At 62.6% G+C, this 18,996-nt stretch carries 17 protein-coding genes; 16 read left to right on the top strand and 1 reads right to left on the bottom strand.

The window, feature by feature from the left end; translation table 11 throughout:
- Nucleotides 1-330: 330 nt before the first annotated feature.
- Genes H0P51_RS21890 through H0P51_RS21840 form a run of 11 tightly spaced genes read left to right on the top strand, consistent with a single transcriptional unit; the run spans nt 331 to nt 12,052 of the window.
- A complete protein-coding gene (locus H0P51_RS21890; RefSeq protein ID WP_180919151.1) occupies nt 331-1,041 on the top strand; it encodes an MlaE family ABC transporter permease in 711 nt (236 codons plus the stop codon).
- Nucleotides 1,038-1,892, top strand: a complete 855-nt coding sequence (locus H0P51_RS21885) for an ABC transporter permease (RefSeq protein WP_180914953.1) — start codon at nt 1,038-1,040, stop codon at nt 1,890-1,892. The genes H0P51_RS21890 and H0P51_RS21885 overlap by 4 nt, the downstream gene beginning before the upstream one ends.
- Before the next feature lie 3 nt (nt 1,893-1,895).
- Complete coding sequence (locus H0P51_RS21880) at nt 1,896-2,960, top strand: hypothetical protein (protein ID WP_180914952.1); 1,065 nt, start codon at nt 1,896-1,898, stop codon at nt 2,958-2,960.
- A gap of 41 nt (nt 2,961-3,001) precedes the next feature.
- Complete coding sequence (locus H0P51_RS21875; RefSeq protein WP_180914951.1) at nt 3,002-4,435, top strand: MCE family protein; 1,434 nt, start codon at nt 3,002-3,004, stop codon at nt 4,433-4,435.
- 52 nt (nt 4,436-4,487) lie between these two features.
- A complete protein-coding gene (locus tag H0P51_RS21870; RefSeq protein ID WP_180919150.1) occupies nt 4,488-5,516 on the top strand; it encodes an MCE family protein in 1,029 nt (342 codons plus the stop codon).
- Nucleotides 5,513-6,856, top strand: a complete 1,344-nt coding sequence (locus tag H0P51_RS21865; RefSeq protein ID WP_180914950.1) for an MCE family protein — start codon at nt 5,513-5,515, stop codon at nt 6,854-6,856. Before H0P51_RS21870 ends, H0P51_RS21865 begins: the two co-directional genes overlap by 4 nt.
- On the top strand, nt 6,856-8,175 hold the full coding sequence (locus tag H0P51_RS21860; RefSeq protein ID WP_425489086.1) for an MCE family protein: 1,320 nt from the start codon (nt 6,856-6,858) through the stop codon (nt 8,173-8,175). Before H0P51_RS21865 ends, H0P51_RS21860 begins: the two co-directional genes overlap by 1 nt.
- The gene (locus H0P51_RS21855) at nt 8,172-9,314 is read left to right on the top strand and encodes an MCE family protein (RefSeq protein WP_180914949.1); all 1,143 of its coding nucleotides are present in this window, start codon (nt 8,172-8,174) and stop codon (nt 9,312-9,314) included. The genes H0P51_RS21860 and H0P51_RS21855 overlap by 4 nt, the downstream gene beginning before the upstream one ends.
- Nucleotide 9,315: 1 nt before the next feature.
- Entirely contained in the window at nt 9,316-10,770 is a 1,455-nt protein-coding gene (locus H0P51_RS21850) for an MCE family protein (RefSeq protein WP_180914948.1), read from the top strand.
- The gene (locus H0P51_RS21845; RefSeq protein WP_180914947.1) at nt 10,737-11,366 is read left to right on the top strand and encodes an Mce protein; all 630 of its coding nucleotides are present in this window, start codon (nt 10,737-10,739) and stop codon (nt 11,364-11,366) included. The genes H0P51_RS21850 and H0P51_RS21845 overlap by 34 nt, the downstream gene beginning before the upstream one ends.
- Nucleotides 11,363-12,052 carry a hypothetical protein gene (locus H0P51_RS21840; RefSeq protein WP_180914946.1) on the top strand — a complete coding sequence of 230 codons (690 nt, stop codon included), beginning with the start codon at nt 11,363-11,365 and terminating at the stop codon, nt 12,050-12,052. Before H0P51_RS21845 ends, H0P51_RS21840 begins: the two co-directional genes overlap by 4 nt.
- Here H0P51_RS21840 and H0P51_RS21835 read toward each other — a convergent pair.
- Complete coding sequence (locus H0P51_RS21835) at nt 11,984-13,666, bottom strand: AMP-binding protein (protein ID WP_180914945.1); 1,683 nt, start codon at nt 13,664-13,666, stop codon at nt 11,984-11,986. The two genes, H0P51_RS21840 and H0P51_RS21835, sit on opposite strands and share 69 nt — an antisense overlap.
- 277 nt (nt 13,667-13,943) lie before the next feature.
- Here H0P51_RS21835 and H0P51_RS21830 point away from each other — a divergent pair, with 277 nt between their 5' ends.
- From H0P51_RS21830 to H0P51_RS21810, 5 genes are all read left to right on the top strand, one after another.
- Nucleotides 13,944-15,149 (top strand): cytochrome P450, encoded by a 1,206-nt coding sequence (locus H0P51_RS21830; RefSeq protein WP_180914944.1) that lies wholly within the window; start codon nt 13,944-13,946, stop codon nt 15,147-15,149.
- Between the two features lie 53 nt (nt 15,150-15,202).
- Nucleotides 15,203-15,400, top strand: coding sequence for a ferredoxin (locus H0P51_RS21825; RefSeq protein WP_246398132.1), 198 nt, complete (start codon nt 15,203-15,205; stop codon nt 15,398-15,400).
- A gap of 41 nt (nt 15,401-15,441) precedes the next feature.
- Nucleotides 15,442-16,554 (top strand): NDMA-dependent alcohol dehydrogenase, encoded by a 1,113-nt coding sequence (locus H0P51_RS21820; RefSeq protein WP_180914943.1) that lies wholly within the window; start codon nt 15,442-15,444, stop codon nt 16,552-16,554.
- Between the two features lie 67 nt (nt 16,555-16,621).
- On the top strand, nt 16,622-17,746 hold the full coding sequence (locus H0P51_RS21815) for an acyl-CoA dehydrogenase family protein (protein WP_180919147.1): 1,125 nt from the start codon (nt 16,622-16,624) through the stop codon (nt 17,744-17,746).
- 111 nt (nt 17,747-17,857) lie between these two features.
- A complete protein-coding gene (locus H0P51_RS21810; protein WP_180914942.1) occupies nt 17,858-18,964 on the top strand; it encodes a phosphotransferase family protein in 1,107 nt (368 codons plus the stop codon).
- Nucleotides 18,965-18,996: the final 32 nt, after the last annotated feature.

Genomic DNA, 18,996 nt, shown 5'->3' with positions numbered 1-18,996 from the left:
CCAGCGTTCGCAGCGCATGCCGTCGTTCTCGGCGCGGACGACTGTCCGCTTCTTGTGTACTACCTGCGGAAACAACGCCGATAGCCGATCCGTCTAAGTGTCTAGACACGTGCTCAATCAGGAGTGGTAGCCATCTGGACCGTCGCGGACACGCGTGCTTGGCAAGCGGCTTACTGCTATCTAATCACGCGTATATACAGCTGTGTATACGTGTGTCATACTACAACGGATTTCGCTCGTCGGCACTGTCGATGCTCTGCTTAGGAGGCGCTGTTGAACGCAACGCTTGTCGCCTTGCGGCCGGTGCGCGCGGTCGGCGGCTTCTATGCGATGGCGATCGATACGCTGCTCGCCGTACCGCAAAGACCGTTCGCGTGGCGCGAATTCCTCCTGCAGAGCTGGTTCGTCGCCCGCGTCTCGATTGCGCCCGCACTGATGTTGGCGATCCCGTTCACGGTGCTCAACGTCTACACCCTCAACATCTTGTTGATCGAGTTCGGCGCTGCCGATTTCTCTGGCACCGCTGCAGCGATCGGTACTGTCACGCAGATCGGGCCGATCGTCACCGTGCTCGTTGTCGCGGGAGCCGGAGCCACGGCGATGTGTGCAGACTTGGGGGCGCGCACCATCCGCGAGGAACTTGACGCGCTGCGGGTGATGGGGGTCGACCTGATTCGGACGTTGGTTGTACCAAGGGTTTTGGCGGCCACGTTCGTCGCACTCATGCTCTCGGCCCTGGTCACCATCGTCGGGCTAGTCGGCGCCTTCATCTTCTCGGTGTTCTTCCAGCACGTCACGCCCGGAGCGTTCGTCGCGGGCCTGACGCTGATAACCGGGATGCCACAATTGATCATCTCACTGGTCAAGGCGCCGCTTTTCGGCCTGGCCGCAAGCCTGATCGCTTGCCACAAAGGCATTTCCGTCGGGGGAGGGCCAGCGGGGGTGGGCAATGCCGTCAATGAAACCGTCGTCTACACATTCATGGCCCTGTTTCTGATCAATATCCTCGCCACCGCCGTCGGAATCGAGATGACTCGATGAGTGTCTACATTCCGCGGTCGACCTTTCCGCGTCTGCGTCGGGCAGGGCGCGGCGCCTTGGCGACATGGCACCGCATCGGCGGGCAAACCGAGTTCTACGCCAAGACCATTGGCGCAACCGCCGAAGCGCTTCGGCGTTACCGAACCGAGGTTCTGCGACTGATCGCCCAAATGAGTTTGGGTACAGGAGCTTTGGCCATTATCGGCGGCACGGTCGTGATCGTCGGCTTCCTCACCGTCACCACCGGCGCACTGGTGGCGGTGCAAGGCTACAACACCTTGGCGGGCGTGGGTGTGGAGGCATTGACTGGATTCGCATCGGCTTTCGCCAACGTCCGCCTGCTTGCTCCGGCGACCTCCGCGTTCGGGCTGGCTGCCACCATTGGAGCGGGCGCCACCGCACAGATCGGGGCCATGCGCATCAACGAGGAGATTGACGCGCTGGAAGCCATGGGTATCCATTCGATCGCCTACCTGGCCTCGACCCGGCTGGCCGCCGGCATGATCGTGGTGGTCCCGCTCTACTGCATCGCGGTCCTGATGTCTTTCCTGTCGGCTCGGGTCGGAACCACCTACATCTACGGCCAGTCCACCGGTGTCTACGACCACTATTTCAATACATTCCTCAATCCCGACGACCTATTGTGGTCGTTCCTGCAGGCCCTGTTGATGGCCGCCGTGGTGATGTTGGTGCACACCTACTACGGATACAACGCCACCGGCGGGCCGGCAGGCGTCGGCGAGGCGGTTGGCCGCGCCGTGCGCACTTCGTTGGTGGCCGCGTCGGCCGTAACGATGCTGTCCTGCCTGGCCATTTACGGGCAATCCGGCAACTTCAACCTCTCGGGATGATGGATGGATGACCTACCAGAAAGCGGCAGCGGGCTCTCGCTGCGAAACGCCCAGGAGCGGACTGGTGAAACGGAAATGACACCACCGCCGAGTACGCCTGCCGATCCCAACGCCATGGTGGACCGGCTCACTGCGCTGTGGGGAGAGACGCGTTGGCACACCTGCTGGAGTCCGTCGGCCGGAGTTGGTGTCTATATCCACGCGGGCCGGTTCCGAAAAGACCTCGACCTGTGGTGGGTGCATGTTGCGGCGTACCTGCCGGACAACAAACTGGCGGTCGACCGCTTCTGGTGTCGCAATCGCAACGCGGCCGGATTGTCCTGCGATCAACTGGACCTGACGATTACCACGCAGGGATGGGCAGCCACGTTCGACGGTGTGGGCCAACTGTGCGATACCGAATCGCTGACCCGAGCTTCACGTGGCAGCTCCGCGCCGTCGGTGCGTCTGCGCTGGGAGCTCAGCGCCACGCCGTTGGCACCCGTCTGGGACATGTACGACGGTGTCTCGTGGCAACACGACTTCGCTTCTGCGGGGCACATTCAGCAGGCCAGCGCAACGACCGGGACGCTGTGGATCGACGACCACGCCTACCCCCTGGACGGCGTGGGGTTCAAGGACCATTCCAGTGGCGCGCGCAGTTTCCAGACGTGGGTTGGTCACGCGTTTCTGGTCGGTGAGATTTCCGGTCGGGTGGTCCATGCGGTCACCATCGTTCGCGAGGACTCCGGAGCACAAACCATGGGCGTGACCATGACACCGGGGGAACAAGCGTCGGTGACCGGCTTCGACGTGCTACCGCTGGCCTCGTTCGACGGTGCACCGCACGAGCAGAAACTGACGATTGAAACCAGCGCGGGCTCTATTGCACTGCACGCCAAGTTAATTCACGCACTGCCCATCACGATCACGGAGGCCAACGACAACTTCAACGGCGTGGACTGGGATTTGGAGGGCGATCCGATGATCATGGTCGAGGGCATCGTCGCGCTGACCGACGAGCGGGGTGAGGTCGGCTACGGATTCCTGGAACGCAGCGCGCGCCGCAGTAAGCGAGGCCTGCAATGACACCGGGTGCGCATCGCGGAGCAGTGTCAGCGAGATAACTTATGCCGCAGCCTAAACGTCACTTCCCCAAGGGCGCTTGGACCCTTGTGTTGCTGCTTGTCATCGTCGGTGTTCTCGTGCTTACCAACGAACTGTTCACCCAGTCCTTTCGGTCCACCGTCACGGTTACGCTGACGTCCAGCCGAACGGGGCTAGTGCTGGAGCCGGGCGGCAAGGTCAAGATGCGTGGTGTTCAGGTCGGTCGCGTTGCCCGAGTGACCGGTGGCGGCGAGGCAGCGCAGCTCACATTGCTCATCGACACAGACGAAGTCCCTTTTATCCCGGCGAATGTCGAAGCCAGAATCCGCGCCACGACCGCGTTCGGTGCCAAATACGTCGACCTGATCTATCCGGAACACCCGGTTCGCCAGCGCCTCACCGCCGGCCAGGTCCTGACATCGCAGAATGTGACTACCGAGGTCAACACGGTGTTCCAAAACCTTACCGCAGTTCTGCGGCAGGTCGACCCGGCGAAGCTGAACTCGGTGTTGTCCGCGTTGGCTGACGGTTTACGGGGACAGGGACCGGCAATCGGTCGGGCCACAACGGCAGCGAATCATATACTGCTGGAACTCAATTCGAGGTCTGAAACCATCAAGGCCGACTGGCGGGCATTCGCCGGAGTGACCGATACCTACGGCGCGGCCGTTGGCCACATGATGGCGATTCTGGACGCTGCCAGTGCGACCAGCCAAACCATCACTGCCAATGCCAGGTCACTGGATGCGTTGTTGGTCAACGTCATCGGGCTTGCCAACAGCGGCATCGGGTTACTTGCCCCAAATGCGAACACACTAGTCAACGCGGTTACCACCGCTCAGCCCACGATCGACCTGCTGCTGAAGTACAACCCCGAGTACACCTGCATGCTGGTGGGTGCGAAATGGATGCTCGACCACGGTGGCTACGATTTTGCAGGAGGTTCAAACGGCAGTTCGGTCCTGGTTGACGCCGGGATACTCTTCGGCGACGATCCGTACCGATACCCCGACAATCTTCCGATCGTCGCGGCGAAGGGCGGTCCTGGCGGCGCGCCCGGATGCGGTTCGCTACCCATCGCCGACAACAACTGGCCCGTGCGGCAATTGGTCACCAATACCGGCTTCGGCACTGGATTGGACTGGCGGCCCAATCCGGGAATCGGACACCCCTTCTACGCTGACTACCTGCCGGTGACGCGCGGGACTCCGCAGGCACCCACGGTGCAGGGCCAGCTGCCCGGTCCGGCGATCGGGCCCGCACCCAACCCCGGCGCCCCGGCGTATGGTGCGCCGCTGTACAACCCAGACGGAACTCCCTTGTACCCGGGACTACCTCCCGGTGTTCCATCGGACACCCCGCCACCGGACCCTGCCGCGGTTCCGCCCGGCGCCGAACCCTTCCAGCCCCCGGTACCAGCTCAGGTTCGGCCGACACCCGGCCCGCCCCCACCGTGAATCGGCCGCGTCGAGGCAGTGCGGACCGCATCAACCCGAAGAGAGGTACGTGGTGAGAGATCATCTTTCCCGCGCGCTGTGGCGTCTGGGGATATTCACCGTGGTCTGTCTGCTGGGCATCTTCGCGCTGTTTGTTGTGTTCGGTCAACTGCGATTTGAGCCGGAAGTGGGATACCGGGCCCAATTTAGCGACGTATCCGGTTTGGCCGGAGGCAATTTCGTGCGTATTGCCGGGGTCGAGGTCGGCAAGGTCACAAAGATTCGCATACAACCTGATGCCACAGTCATCGCGGAATTCAACGTTGACCCCACGGTACAACTGACCAAGAGCGACCGTGCGATCATCCGTTATGACGATCTGATCGGCGGGCGCTACTTAGCTCTCGAGCAAGGCGCCGCAGGCACGGAAAAGCTGCGACCGGGCGACACCTTGCCAATGGCCAACACCTCGCCCGCACTCGATCTCGATGCGCTGATTGGGGGCTTCCGGCCGCTATTTCGCGCCCTGAACCCCGATCAGATCAATGCCTTGTCGGGTCAGCTGATCCAGGCTTTCCAGGGACAAGGCGGCACCATTGCTTCTTTTTTGACCGAGACGGCTGCCTTGACTAACACCCTTGCCGACCGTGACGAGCTGATCGGTGAGGTGATCACCAATCTCAACGTCGTGATGGGTTCGCTGAGTGACCAGAACACCCAGTTCGGCAAGGCTGTGGATGCGTTGAGTCAATTGCTGGGCAGCCTGCGTGAGCACAAGACGGACATCACCAACTCGATCGCCTACACCGACGTCGCGGCCGGCAATCTCGCAAGACTGCTGGGCGCGACTCGTCCAGGGCTTCGGCAGATCGTGCATGAAACAGACCGGGCCGCAACGATCGTGGTTGCCGATCACGACTACATGGACAACTTGTTGAACACCTTGCCGGACAAATACCAGATCCTGGCGCGGCAAGGCCTCTACGGCGACTACTTCAGCTTCTACCTTTGTGACATCGTGCTAAAACTCAATGGTAAAGGCGGGCAACCGGTTTACGTCAAGGTTGCCGGACAGACCACCGGAAGGTGCGCTCCTCGATGAAACGTTTCGCAGAACGCAATCCGGTAGCTGTCGGCGCCGTCGGTGTCGCGCTCAGTGCCGCCGCAGTCTTGATCACGATGAACTACTCGAAGATTCCGTTCGTCGATTCCTCGAGGCGATACTCGGCATACTTCGCCGAAGCAGGCGGCTTGGTATCCGGTGCAGCAGTGCAGGTTTCAGGACTTCGGGTGGGTCAGGTATCGACTGTGTCGCTGGACGCCCAGCGGGTGCGGGTTACCTTCACCATCGACGATTCAGTTCATCTCGGTGACCGAACCGAAGCAGCCATCAAGACCAAGTCACTGCTAGGTGCCAAGATCTTGTCCATCACCCCGCGCGGCGGTGGTGACCTCAGCGGCCCGATTCCATTGGAACGTACGCGCTCTCCGTACCAGCTGCCCGACGCACTGGGTGACTTGTCGGTAACCATCAGCGGCCTGGACACCGGTCAGGTTTCGGATTCCCTGCACGTGCTGGCCGAGACATTTGCCGATACTCCGCCGGCCATCAAGCGAGCGGTCGACGGCGTAGCCCGGTTTTCCGGGACGTTGGATAGGCGTGACGCGCAGCTGCGCACGTTATTGGCCAACGCCAACAAGGTGACCTCGGTCTTGTCGCAGCGCACCGACAGCGTCGTTGGATTGATTGCCGACGCCAACTCGTTGTTGCTCCAGCTGCGCAGCCAAAGTGCGGAACTGGACCAGATCGCTGCCAACATATCGGCTGTCGCGCAACAGATCAGAGGATTCATCGACGAGAACAAGGCCACGTTTAAAGGTGCGATAGAAAAGCTCAACGGGGTTCTGGCGATCGTGGACAACCGAAAGCATCGGATACAGCAAGCAATCCCGCTGCTCAATAGGTATGCAATGTCATTGGGTGAATCGCTGTCCTCGGGCCCGTTCTTCAAGGCCTACATAGCCAATCTGCTTCCCGGTCAATTTGTCCAGCCGTTCGTCGATGCTGCCTTCTCCGACCTTGGGCTCGATCCCCATACGCTGGCCCCGTCGGACCGAGTCGATCCGCAGCTGGGACAACCGGGCACGCCGCCGCTGCCGGTCCCGTTTCCGCGCACCGGTCAGGGCGGAGAACCTGCGACGACTCTGCCCGATGCCATCACCGGCAACCCCGGCGATCCCCGCTACCCCTATCGCGAACCGCTGCCGGCGCCACCTCCCGGCGGCCCGCCGCCGGGTCCACCGGCGCCGCCGCTGGACCGCAACAGCGTTGGCACGCCGCCGGCGACGGTTCCCACCAAGGTCCTGGCTCCCGGTGAATCGCAGGAGCCTGCATCGGTAGCTCCAGGCGGATCGGCGGCAACACATGGGGGAACACCGTGATCGCACGCAGCACCGCCCGCGTTGCGCTGGCCGCGACGATGTGCGTCGTGATCGCCGCCGCCGCTGTCATTTGGTCGACGGTGCAACGGAGTGGTCGCATCAACCTGGTCGCCTATTTCGCCAACAGTAACGGCGTTTTCGTTGGTGACGAAGTGCGCATACTCGGCGTCGCGGTGGGCAAGATCGACGCGATCGAACCCCAGCCTACCGCTGCCAAGATTAGCTTCTGGGTCGACGACCGCGTCCCGGTGCCCGAGGATGCCAAGGCGGTGATCTTGTCGCCGTCGCTGGTCACCGCTCGTGCCATCCAGCTGACCCCGGTCTATGCCGGTGGTTCAATCATGCGCAACGGCACCGTGATTCCCCAGACCCGCACCGCGGTGCCAGTCGAGTGGGACGACCTGCGCCGCCAACTCGAGCGGTTAACTGACACTCTGCAACCCACCTACCCCGGTGGAGTCAGCACTCTGGGCGCCTATGTCAACACCACCGCCGACAACTTACGTGGGCAAGGTGTGGACATCCGCGAGGCCGTGATCAAGCTTTCCCAGACATTCAGCGTGCTTGGTGACCATAGTCAGGACATCTTCGGCACCGTCAAGAATCTGTCAATGCTGGTTTCGGCGTTGTCCACGAGCACCGACCTGATGCGAGAACTCAACGTCAACATGAACGCGGTCACCGGCCTACTGGCCAACGACCCCAACGAAATCGCCAATGCCGCACGCGATATCAACACCGTCGTCGGAGAGGCCGCGCAATTCGTCACCGAGAACCGAGAAGGACTCGGCACCGCGACCGACAGAGTGGCATCGATCAGTAAGGCGTTGGCCGAAAGCCTTGACGACATCAAGCAGACCCTGCATGTGGCTCCGAACGCTTTTCAGGACTTCGTCAACATTTATCAACCCGCTCAGGGAGCTCTCACGGGCGCGCTGGCGATCAACAACTTCGCCAACCCAATCAGCTTCATTTGCGGGGCGATTCAGGCTGCATCCAGACTCAACGCGGACCAGTCGTCCAAACTCTGCGTACAGTACCTGGCCCCCATCATCAAGAATCGACAGTGGAACTTCCTGCCGGTGGGGTTCAATCCATTTGTCGGAGCAAGTGCGCGCCCTAACGAGATCACCTACTCCGAACCGTGGCTGCGGCCCGATTATGTTCCGCCACAGCCGGCCTCGCCGGCGGGTGCGGACGCACCGGCCGCACCGGCAGCCATTGCATCCCCTAGTCCACTGCCCGGGATACCGGCCCGTCCGGGCGACCCTGCCGCCGGGCTGCGGGGGCTGCTGCTGCCCGAGGGGGCGGGTTCATGAGGCGCCTGGCGCACCGACGCAGCCACGTGCTGGCGGTCGCGGCGGTCTGTGGTGTCCTGGCACTGTCAGGATGCGGGTGGAAGGGCCTGAACTCACTGCCGCTTCCGGGCACCGCCGGAAGTGAACCCGGTGCCTTCACTGTGCGCGCGCAACTTCCCGATGTGAACAACATCCAGCCCAACTCGCGGGTGCGGGTGGGCGATGTGACGGTCGGCAAGGTCACCAAGATCGAGCGGCAGGGTTGGCATGCGCTGGTCACAATGCGCCTCGACAGGGGCGTGCGACTGCCGGAAGACTCCACCGCGACAGTGGGACAGACCAGTCTGCTGGGGTCCTTGCACATAGAACTGGCGCCGCCCAGTGGCAAACCGGGGCGCGGCCAGCTGCACGATGGCTCGTTGATACCGCTTTCGGCCGGAGCCGCGTACCCGTCCACCGAGCAAACACTGGCTGCGCTTTCCATGCTGCTCAATGGCGGTGGGCTGGGGCAGGTTCAAGACATCACCGAGGCGCTGAGCACTGGTTTCGCCGGGCGCGAAGGCGATATACGCAGCTTGATCGGCCGGCTCGACGAGTTCGCCGGAAAGGTTGACAGCCAGACCGGCGACATCATCGAAGCCACCCGTAGCCTCAACAACCTCGTCGGACAGATCGCCGCCCAAAGACCGGTGCTGGATCGGGCACTTGAGACCATCCCTGGCGCTTTGGCGGAGGTAGCCGACCAGCGTGGAAATCTCACCGAGGCTCTTGGCCAACTCGGAAAGTTCAACGCGCTCGTTGCCGACGCCACTCGTCGGTCCAATGCGGCGCTGGAGGATGAGATCAACGCTCTTGGACCGGTTTTGCGTTCGCTCGGTGACGCCGGGCCTGCGCTGACCAGGTCGCTGAGCCTGCTGGCTACACTGCCGTGGCCCAACGAGACTCTGGAAAAATGGGTGCGCGGTGACTACGCCAATCTGACCGCCATTGTGGATCTCACGTTGAGCCGAATCGACTCGTCGTTGTTCACCGGCACCCGTTGGGAGGGCAACCTCACCGAACTCGAGATCCAGTGGGGCCGCACGATAGGCCAGCTGCCCAGTCCGTACACCCATACCAATCCGCTTGTCGTGCCTTATCGCTGGGAACAAGGACACTGAGGTGAATCTGACCCGTAGAATTCGCATTCAGCTTGCGGTGTTCGCCGCTATAACCCTGCTTGCCGGCGCGGTAATGGTTTTCGACTATATGCAGCTGCCTGGGCGCTGGTTCGGGATTGGCCGGTATCAGGTCATCCTCGAGCTTCCGGAATCGGCCGGGCTCTACAAGAGCAGCAATGTGACCTACCGCGGGACCGAGGTGGGGCGGGTGATCGCGGTGCGGTTGACGGAATCCGGCGTGGCGGCAACTCTTTCGCTGCGTTCGGACATCGGGATCCCGGCAAACCTCACCGCGGAGGTGCACAGCCAGTCCGCAATAGGTGAGCAGTTCGTCGCGTTGTTGCCACGCGGTGTCGGGGGTCCCGATCTGAAGGACGGCGACGTCATCCCGCGTAGTCGCACGACGATTCCCCCCGACATCAACACTCTTCTGGATGCCACCAACGTTGGTTTACAAGCTATTCCACGCGACAACCTCAGGGTGGCCGTCGACGAAGCGGCGATTGCCGTCGGTGGCCTGGGGGCTGAAATCTCCCGGATCGTAAGAGGATCTACCACGCTTTCTATCGACGCTGAGCACCACCTCGACGAAATGACTGCGCTCATCGATCGCAGCAAACCCGTACTCGACACCCAAAATGACACCTCCGACGCCATCCAAGGGTGGGCACGGCATCTTGCCACCATCACCGGTGAGTTGCGCGACCGCAACGCCGACGTCGCCGGAATTCTGCAAACTGGCCCGGCCGCGGCAACGGCGGGCCAGCAGCTCATTGATCGACTGAACGTGAGCCTGCCGGTCGTGTTGGCCAATTTGGTCAGTGTCGGACAGGTGGCAGTGACCTATCGGGACAGCGTCGAGCAGTTGCTCGTCCTGTTCCCGCTCGGAACGCAGATCATGCAGGGCATCAGCACCGCCAACCGAGACACCAAACAGCCCTACCGAGGGGCATTCCTCGACTTCAACCTCAACATCAACCTGCCGCCGCCGTGTACCACCGGATTCCTTCCGCCACAGCAGATTCGGACGCCCAGCAACGTCGACTTCCCCGACGCGCCGGCGGGTGATCTGTATTGCCGTATCCCACAAGACGCGATGTTCAACGTACGCGGAGCTCGCAATCTGCCGTGCGTGACGCGTCCCGGCAAGCGGGCTCCCACCGTGAAGATGTGTGAGAGCGACGAGCAGTACGTTCCCCTCAACGAGGGCTATAACTGGAAAGGCGACCCCAACGCCACGTATACGGGGCAGGCAGTTCCCCAGCAGCCCGGTTCGACGGCGCCGCCTGCACAACCGCCCCCGCAGGCGAGCCCCCCGCCCATCGCGGCTGTCGAATACGACCCCGCGACAGGCACCTACATCGGACCCGACGGGCAGATGTACACCCGGTCAGACCTTGCCGGCACTCCGAAAGATCAAACATGGCAATCGATGTTGCTACCGCCGACGCGCTAGAAGCCGCGGCGGCCGAGACCGCAGACGAAGTCGTGACCGCAGACCGCGACGACGCGGTGGTGGACTGCGAACCCGACGCAGCCACCGATGCAGGGCGGGGTGAATCGGAAGTCCCGCGGGGACCGCGACAGGCGCTGGCGGTCTCGGTAGCTCTCGTGCTCGCACTCGCGGGCCTGGTTGGCTGGTCGGGTCATCAGCTGATTCATTACCGCGCAGAAACGCATAAGCGAGCGCAGTTCGTGGCCGCCGGCGAGCGTGAAGTCGTCAACCTCACGACCATCGACTGGCAGCGGGCCGACGCGGACGTCAAGAGAATTCTCGACGGGGCAATGGGACGGTTCTTCGACGACTTCCAGCGTCGCTCAGCGCCTTTCATCGAGTTGGTTAAGCAGGCGCAGTCCAAGTCTGTGAGCAGTGCCACCGCTGCCGGTCTGGAGTCCCTGGACGGTGATACCGCGCAGGTGCTGGTCGCCGTCACAGTCCACACCACACTCGCCGGCGTCGCCGAGCCGCGACCGAAGTCGTGGCGAATGCGGGTGGCCGTTCAACGGACCGCGCAGGGCGACAAAGTTTCGAATGTGGAGTTCGTCCCATGATTTCATTTGGCCACCGCAGCGTTGCGGTCGAAGACAAGACGTCGGCGTCGGTGGGCGCGGATGCCGATGAACCAGACCCGGTTCAAGCGGTAGCGGTCGACGGCGCGACGGCCACCGCCTGGGTCAGACACCGGCTGGGGCGCCGCCGCAAACGCCGAGATGCCGACGGTGGTCGAATCTCGGCGGACACGGCGCCGGCGCGCACCCGACTCGCGCGGGTAGCAGCGCTGGTAATCCTGCCGGTGCTCGCCCTGGGGCTCGGCGGCGCGGCGGCAGCACTGAGGTATCAGGCGGCGTCATTGCAGGAAAGTCAACATGCCAGTGGTGCGGCGATGGACGCGGCCAAGACGGGCGCGGTGGCCATCCTTTCCTACCAACCCGCGACCGCGGCCCAGCAACTTGGTGCGGCGATCGAACTGCTGACGGGGCGGTTCAAGGATGCTTACACCGCGCTGACTCATGACGTGATTATCCCAGGCGCGCAACAGAAGCGGATCTCCACGCAAGCCACCGTCGCCGCCGTCGCGGAGGTCAAAGTAACGGCGTCCCACGCCACCGTGCTGCTGTTCGTCAATCAGACCGTAAACGTCGGTGACGAGGCGCCGTCCAGCACCGCCTCAACTGTGAAGGTCGCCCTCGACAAAGTCGGAGGGCACTGGCTGATCAGTGGTTTCGATCCCGTCTGAGCTACCACGTGGTGGTTTGGGCGTCGTGGTCAGCCCAGTTCGGGTGAGCCGATAACCGGCCGTCTCCCTGTCCCATGTTTGGGGGCCGTTGCCACGCTGGCGCAGCAGGTGCTTTTGCACCCGCTGCGTGGGGGTCTTCGGGAGCTCGTCGATCAGCTCGAAATAACGCGGCACCATGAAGTAGGTCATTCGGCCGATCAGGAAGTGCAGCAGGTCTTCCAAGTCGAGCCGCGTGTCCACAGCGGGAACGACGAATACCTTGACCTCGTCGTCACCGCCGAACTCGCCCGGGTGGGCCACACAGGCCGCCTCCGCGACGCCAGGGTAGGCGAGCACCTCGCGCTCCACTTCGAAGCTAGAGATGTTCTCCCCGCGCCGCCGCAGGGCGTCTTTGTAGCGGTCGTGAAAATAGAAGTAGCCATCGGAATCAACGCGTAAGGCGTCACCGGTATGGATCCAACCGTTGCGGCACAAACGGACGCTTGCCTGTGCGTCCCCGGCATAGCCCTGAGACTGCAGCCAGGGGCGGTCGGCGCGCACGATCAGCTCGCCAACCTCGCCGACGGGCACCTCGAAGTCGTGGTCGTCCACAATGCGCACGGTGAATCCCTGTCGCACCTTCCCGCAAGTGCCCGGTTTTGCGGGCGTGTCGAGGCCTAGTGTGAGCACGAGGTTGGCTTCGGTGGAGCCGTATGCCGTTGTTACGGCCTGCAACCCGAATCGTCGGGCGAATCGGTCCGGGTGGGGCGGCAAGGGTGCGCACAACATGAATCGCAGGCTATGGTCGCGGTCGGCGGGCGACAGCGGCTGCGACGCCAGGAACTGCGCGACCGTTCCGGGTGCGATGGCAAAGGTTGCACCGGTTGCCTTGGCGGTTTGCCAATACTGCCGCAGATTCGGGGTCGTGCGAACGCAAATGCGACCGCCCAGGCGCATCATCTGGACAGCGGGCGCAAACGAGGACAGGTGAAACCATGGCATGTCGGCCAAGAAAATGTCGCGCTCGTCGAGTCGGGCTGCGTCGATCATCCATGCGGCCACATCGAGGACTTGGGCGTGGGTAGTCATTGAAGCCTTGGACGGTCCGGTGGTGCCCGACGTCATCAGCAGACAATGAATGTCGTTGGGGCGCGGCGGATCGTCGAGTACGGGGGAGTGGATCGCGTCGGCGTGCAGCGAACCGGGGTCGAGGCTCGACCGGAGGTGGCCCGGGCCCAGGCGTTCGCTGTATTCAGGTGCTACCACGATGACTCCGGCGTCGACGGTATCGCAGACGTCGATCAGCAATTGACCGCGATAGGCGGGGTTGACCGGAACGAATACCGCGCCAAGTAGCGTTGCGCCCCACCAGGTTCGGAGCCAGTCAGCGCCGTTCGGCAGCACCGCCATCACACGATCGCCGGCTCTGATGTCTCGCGCGGCAAGCACGCCCGCCGCCCGGCCGGCTTCTGCCAGGCACTGCGCCCAGGTCCAGGTGGACCCGTCCTCGAACACGATGAGTGTGCGATTGGCCCAGAATTCAGCGCCCCAGCACAGCAATTCGTGCACAGTCTGGGCGTCCTGGATCTTGATTCCGGGACGGCTCGGCTCGACGGATTGGCGATTGAGGCTCACTTCATGCTCCTCGTCTCCTGGCGAATGGCTGTCGCCGCCGCCCGCGATCGCGGGGGCGGTTGCGTCCGGTTCGCGTCGATTCGATCTTGCAGCCGGGGCCGAGATACATCGCGTTACCTTCGGCGCGCAGAGCCGACTATACATAAGTATAGACGTATGTATGGACAAACGCTCAGCAATTCGGTAGTTATTGACCAAGGGCATCTCGGCCATTGGGGCCCAGCGCGATTCGGCGGCGACGCGGCATCGGGCTATCGACGGGAAGGGCACTTGGGAAATGACCACTGGACACGCGAGGAAAGCCTCGATCGACAACCTGGACCCACGGATGCTGGCCGGCCTATCCGACCCTTATTCACTGCTCAACGAACTGCGGGAAACCTGCCCGGTAGGGCGCAGTGAGATGTACGGCGGCTTTTGGAACCTCTTCCGCTACCAGGACGTGTGCGCGGCCGCGGTGGATGCCACCACCTTCAGTTCCCGCGACGTCACGATCCCCAGTGAGCCGCTGATCGCCAAACCGGCGCCCATCATGATCGACCCCCCGCGACACATGGAGTATCGGCATCCACTCTTGCGGAAGTTCGCACCGCAGGTGGTCGCCGAACTCGAGCCGTCGATTCGGCGCAAGGTTCGACAGATGATGGACGCCTTCCTGGGCAGAGGCCATGCCGACCTCTGCGACGAGCTGTTCGTGCCATTTCCGGCGTTCGCCGCGTTGCGACTGCTCAACCTCCCCGAATCGGACTTCCCGAGCTTCTCGCGTTGGGCTCAGCTGGCTTTCACGATTCCGGAGCCGGGCAGCGCGGACGCGAACTGGGAGCTCGAGGTTGCCGCGTACTTCGCTCCGCTCTACGACCAGAAGGCCGGTAGTGAAGCCGACGACATTCCCTCGATCGCGCGGCGGATAAAGATCGACGGTCGCGAAATCGAACTGATGGAATTTGTCATGCTGCTCGTCACCCTGGTTACGGCCGGCCTGGACACCACCTCAAATGCATCGGCCAACATCGCGCTCTTGCTCGATGAGCAACCTGAATTGCGTCGGCAGCTCATCGAGCACCCGGATTTGATTCCCAACGCGGTCGAGGAGCTGTTGCGCTATCTGAGCCCGTTGCCGATGTTGGCCCGCACCGCCACGCGCGATGTTGAAGTCTCGGGAGTACGCATCCCGGAAGGCCAAAAAGTGGCCTTGCACTGGCTTGCCGCCAATCACGATCCGAGCGAATTCGACGAGCCCGAGAAAGTCGATTTCGGTAGGCCGTCCAGCCGGCACGTCGCGTTCGGGATCGGACCGCACCGGTGTATCGGTATGCATCTAGCGCGCATCGAAGTGCGGGTCATGTTGGAAGAGTTGATCACTCGGATTCCGGACTACGCAGTGGTCCGCGACCAGGTGGTGCGGACACCCGGGGTCACTCGTCAAGTGCAACACCTACCAATCACGTTCACGCCCAGCGCTGTGGGCGCCGACATCCAATGAACAGCTGCTCTGTACTCGACATCCCTTGTATACCAGCGAGAAAGGGCCCTCAAATGTTGCACCTTCGCGTCGACGGCGCCCGATGCCAGGGGCACGCTCTGTGCTATGCGGTTGACGCGGAATTGTTTCCGATTGACGCGGACGGCTACAGCGCGCTGTCCGACACAACGGTAAGCGACGGCGAGCGCTCGCTTGCCGAGCGCGGTGCCGCCGCATGCCCGGAGCGGGCAATCGAGATTTTCGACTGCTGACCGTCCGCCCGTTCCTATTCGATCAATTCAAGGAGTTACCGGTGAAAACCAATGCCGCAATCCTGCACTCGGTGCCTGGCCAGTGGTCAATCGAGGCCGTGGATCTGGCGGACCCACAAGAAGGTCAGCTACAGGTGGAGATGCGTTGTGCCGGGCTGTGCCACTCCGACTACCACCAGCTTAAGGGAGAAATCGTCCCCCCGGTTTTTCCCTGGTGTGGTGGGCACGAGGGCTCCGGTGTGGTCGAGAAGGTTGGTCCCGGTGTGCTTGGCTTCAGCGTCGGCGACCACGTTGCTTTGTCGTTCATCCCCAGCTGCGGCACGTGTCGTTGGTGCGCCGAAGGCATGCAGAACCTCTGTGATTCGGGTGCGTCGATCATGTCGATGAATCAAGACCGTTCGCCGATGAGCCTAAATGGCACGCCCGTGGCTCAGACAGCGCTGGTCGGGGCATTCTCCGAGCACGTGGTCGTACCCGTGGAGAGCTGCGTGAAAATCACGTCTGACATACCTTTCGGTCCCGCGGCGCTGGTTACGTGTGGCGTGCCGACCGGCTGGGGCTCGGCGGTCAACGGGGCGGCGGTGGCGCCCGGCGACGTCGTCATCGTGATGGGTATCGGCGGTATCGGAATAAACGCTGTCCAGGGCGCCCGGTACGTGGGTGCGTCGCACGTGATTGCGGTCGATCCTGTTGCCTTCAAAAGGGATACGGCGCTCAAGCTCGGCGCGAACCATGCCTTCGCGACCATGGACGAGGCTACCGAACTGGCGCGGACGTTGACCAATGGGCAGGGTGCCGACGCCACCATAGTCACCGTGGGTGTGCTGGAGAGCGAGGACATAGCCGTGGCGTTCTCCTCGATACGCAAGGCCGGTACCGTCGTTGTCACCGCGCTGGGCGACATGACGACGATGAACATCCCAGTGAATCTGGCCGAACTCACGCTGTTTCAGAAGCGAATCCAAGGTTGCCTCTACGGGATGATGTCGCCGCGCAGCGCGGTCCCTCGATTGCTGCAGTTGTATCAAACTGGCGACCTGCATCTCGACGAGTTGATTACTCGCGAATATACGTTGGACGAAATCAACGATGCCTATCACGATCTGGGAGAGGGCAAAATCATCCGCGGAGTGGTCCGGTTCGGCGGCCGATGAAATCCCTTTGCGGCTGCCAACCGGAAGGAGCTTGCGCGTGGACCTCGATCTGATCGACGAGGAGGCCATGCTGGTCCGGACGGTCCGGAGTTTCGTTGACCGCGACGTGAAGCCGTCTGTACGAGAGACCGAGCACACCAATACCTATCCCGAGGCGTGGATCGAGCAGATGAAACGCATCGGTCTTTTCGGCTTGGCCGTACCCGGGAAGTACGGCGGCTGCCCAGTGTCGACACGCTGCTTCGCTCTGGTTACCCAAGAATTGGCCCGCGGCTGGATGAGCCTGGCGGGCGCAATGGGAGGGCACAGCGTCGTGGCGACACTGATCGCGCTCTTCGGCACCGAGGTGCAACGACAACGGTATCTGCCCGCGATGGCCTCCGGGGAGCTGCGCGCCACCATGGCACTCACCGAACCGGCAGGCGGATCCGACCTGCAGAACATGAGCACGACGGCGGTGCGAGATGGCGACGATCTGGTTGTCAATGGGACCAAGACCTGGATCAGCAACGCGCGACGTTCGGCCCTCATCGCGCTACTTTGCAAGACCGAGCCGCTGGCATTGCCAAGGTATTCCGGAATGTCCATTGTGCTGGTCGAGCCGGGTCCGGGCCTCGAGATCTCCCGTGACTTACCGAAACTCGGCTATAAGGGCATCGAGAGTTGTGAGCTTGCCTTCGATGGTTACCGGACTGCGGCCACTGCGGTCCTCGGCGGAGAGCCGGGTAAGGGGTTCGAGCAGATGATGAAAGGGCTCGAAATCGGCCGGATCCAGGTCGCCGCGCGGGCACTCGGCGTTGCTACGGCCGCCCTCGAGGAGGCGCTGGTGTATGCAAAACAGCGGGAAAGCTTCGGCCAACCGATCTGGCAACATCAGGCCATCGGTCACCAACTCGCAGACATGGCGACCAAGCTCACCGCGGCGCGCCAGCTCACCCGTTATGCGGCCGAACGTTACGACAACGGTCAACGCGCCGACATGGAGGCAGGAATGGCCAAGCTGTTCGCCTCGGAAGTCGCTATGGGGGTCGCCTTGGATGCCGTTCGAATCCACGGGGGATACGGTTACTCGACCGAATACAACGTCGAACGCTATTTCCGAGATGCTCCGCTGATGCTTATCGGCGAGGGCACAAATGAGATTCAGCGCAACGTTATCGCGCGCCAGTTGGTGGCGCGCGGGGCGCTGTGAACGTTTGCGGCACAGCGGGTACGGCACCTCGAGCCGACTGTTGACGCCCGTAAATACATATGTCTAGACTAGTGTTCGCAGGTCGGTTACTGGCGGGAATGGCGGTAAGAGATGGCGTTGGTCAACACCCTCGATCCCCAGGGCGCGGCGCGCAGTCTGCAGCGCTGGCTCGGCAAGGTTGGCGTAGCAAACCCCACGGTAACCGGCGTGGAAGTGCCGCCCGCCGCGGGCTTTTCCATGACCACTGCGCTCTTTCATGCCGACTGGGATGCTGGCGACCAACGCTGCGCAGCGGATTTGGTCGCTCGAATCGCCCCCACTGGCGAGGGATTGTTTGAGCAACCCGATCTCGCTCGCGAGGTCAAAATCCTGCGTGCCCTGGCCGGGCAGCCGGGAGTCACTGTGCCGGCCGTCCGATGGTTCGAAGCCGACCCAGCTACCTTCGGTTCACCATTTGTGGTGATGGACAGGGCCTTTGGGGTGGTTCCCTCCGATGATCCGCCCTACCCACTGCAAGGCTGGGTCGTGGGGTTGGAGCCGTCGCAGCGGGCCAATTTGTTCACCGCCACACTGCGCGCGGTCGCGGCAATTCATGCGGTGGACTGGGAGACGTGTGGACTGTCCGATCTGTCGGAACCGGGCTGCGAACCCGGCATCCGTGGGGAATGGGCCAAGGTTGAACGCGCCTATGCGTGGGCGCACCGCGGCAATCCCAGTCCTACTATCGACGCCGCCATCGATATTCTGCGGGATCGGCTGCCCGAGAATGAGCCGATCGTGCTCAATTGGGGCGATGCTCGCTTGGGCAACGTCATCTTCGATCCGCAGACCGTCGAGATCAGGGCTTTGCTCGACTGGGAGATGGCGACGTTGGCCAGTCCCGAAATGGATCTGGGGTGGTTCCTATTCTTCGTCAGGTACTACACCGAAGGCATTGGTGCTGACCCGCTGCCCGGATTTCAGGGGCGCGATGAGTTGATCGGACTCTACGAGCAGTTCAGTGGTCACGAGGTGCGAAACATCGACTTCTACGAGGCGTTCGCGGCATTGCGAACTTCGGTCGTACTGCTGCGAATCGGTCGACTCATGATCGACGCGGGAGTCGTTCCGCCAGATAGTCCGATGCCCTTGAACAACATCGGCAGCCAGATCCTGGCTCGCTTGCTCGGCCTGGCGGCCCCCGCCGGAGACGTCGCGAACTTTGTTGATACGCGCTAGGTAGGTTGCCGCTTCAGCTGTCAGAACCTGCC

The sequence above is a fragment of the Mycobacterium vicinigordonae genome, from assembly GCF_013466425.1.
Classification (GTDB): Bacteria; Actinomycetota; Actinomycetes; order Mycobacteriales; family Mycobacteriaceae; genus Mycobacterium; species Mycobacterium vicinigordonae.
Note: the sequence above shows the minus strand (reverse complement) of the source record. Positions and strands in the feature narration are given on the sequence as shown.